At 70.6% G+C, this 1,651-nt stretch carries 2 protein-coding genes and 1 pseudogene; all 3 read right to left on the reverse strand.

Translation table 11 applies throughout. The features are described 5' to 3' along the window. A partial coding sequence (locus tag FV223_RS27050) for a HupE/UreJ family protein (RefSeq protein ID WP_187276267.1) occupies positions 1–196 on the reverse strand: 196 nt, incomplete at its 3' end. Positions 197–278: 82 nt separating this feature from the next. Next, positions 279–1,394, reverse strand: a complete 1,116-nt coding sequence (locus tag FV223_RS27055; RefSeq protein WP_147729793.1) for an aldo/keto reductase — start codon at positions 1,392–1,394, stop codon at positions 279–281. A 32-nt stretch (positions 1,395–1,426) separates the two neighbouring features. Next, positions 1,427–1,651 (reverse strand): annotated as a pseudogene (locus FV223_RS27060) (circadian phase modifier CpmA); the annotation flags it as partial.

The following is a 1,651-nucleotide window of genomic DNA, read 5'->3' on the forward strand; positions in this document are numbered from 1 at the left end:
GCGCCCACAGGGCCCGGCCGCCGCGCAGGGCCGCCAGCAGCCCGACCGCGACCATGGCGAGGACGTGGTCGGCTCCGCTCACCGGGTGCAGGAAGCCGTGGACGAGGCCCGCGGCCTCGCCGTGGCCGGGATGGGCGAGCGCCGCCTGCGGCAGCAGGACGAGGGCGGGAAGAGCGAGGGCGGCGAGACGCTTCATGGGGTGTCCTGACGGTCTGGTCGGGTCGATCATCGGATGGATAGGCGGCGGGCGCCAGGGGTCACCGACACCCTGGCAAAAATCACTCCATCGTCGGGGCGAGGGTCTTCACCCCCGGGACGTCCTCCCCGAGCCACGCCGCGTTCTTGGCGGTGCCGTCGAAGGTCGCGCTGGTCTTGAACAGCTCGTACTTGCCTTCGAGCGCGTAGGGGCGGCTGCGCCCGAGCAGCTCGGCGACCGCCGCCTTGTCCATCGGCCGGAAGGTCTTCACCGCCTCGAACGCCTGGTCGAGGTCGCGCTGGCTCTGGATGCCGGTGATCAGCACCGAGACCGGCAGGTTGAGGCCGAAATGCAGGTACTCGATCGGCTTGATCGGCGCGTCGCTCTTCAGGATGACGCCGTCGCCGAAGGTCTTCATGCCGAGCGCGGCGATGCCGTTCTGCACGAGGTAGGGCAGGACGAGGTGGCCGAACGAGCGGAAATGCGCGTCCATGACGTTGAGCGGCATCTGCACCGAATCGAACTGGAACCCGCGCTCGTGGGCGACCTCCAGCATCTGCAGATGGATGCGCGGGTCCTTGTGCCCGGTGAAGCCGATGTAGCGCAGCTTGCCCGCCTTCTTCGCCTCGACGAAGGCCTCCATCGCGCCGCCCTCGGCGAAGACCCGGTCCGGGTCGTCGTAGCGCAGGATCTCGTGGTGCTGGACGAGGTCGATCCGGTCGGTGCGCAGGCGGTGCAGCGAGGCGTCGATCTGCTTCGTCGCCTCCTCCTTGGTGCGCCCGTCCATCTTGGACATCAGGAACACCTTGTCGCGCCGGCTGCCTTCCTGCAGCGCCGCGCCCATGCGCAGCTCGGAGCGGCCCTCGTTGTAGTCCCAGCAATTGTCCATGAAGGTGATGCCGCGCTCGATCCCCTGGTGGATCAGCCGCGTCGCCTCGTCGTCCGTCACCGCGCTCTTGCCGAGGTGGAACCCGCCCATGCCGATGGCCGAGATCTTGTCGGAATGGCGCCCGAAGGCGCGATAGAGCATCTCGCCGCGGCGCTCGCCCGGATCGGTGACGAGGGGGAGGCTCGCGGGATCGGACGGCCGGTTGCCGGGCAGGGCCGTCGGGTCGACGGCCGCGGTGGCGGTGCTGCCGCCGGCTGCGGCGAGGCCCGCGCCGACGACGGCGCTCTGAAGGAAGCTGCGGCGTTCCATGGGATTCTCCTAAGTTCGGGCGACGGATCGGTTCAGCCGGCCGCCCGGAGGCGTTCGGCGGTGTGGAGCAGGCGCAGGGCGGCGCAGGCCGCGCCGTAGCCGTTGTCGATGTTGACGACCGCGAGGCCGGGGGCGCAGCTCGCGAGCATCGCGTCGAGCGCCGTGCGGCCGCCCGCGGCGACGCCGTAGCCGACCGAGGTCGGCACGCCGATCACCGCGCCGGCGACGAGATCCGCGCGCACCCGGTGGTGATCTGC

The organism is Methylobacterium sp. WL116, assembly GCF_008039455.1.
Classification (GTDB): domain Bacteria; phylum Pseudomonadota; class Alphaproteobacteria; order Rhizobiales; family Beijerinckiaceae; genus Methylobacterium.

Excerpts from the sequence above, each read along its gene's own strand:
- FV223_RS27055 (WP_147729793.1), bottom strand. The coding sequence starts at position 1,394 with ATGGAACGCCGCAGCTTCCTTCAGAGCGCCGTCGTCGGCGCGGGCCTC.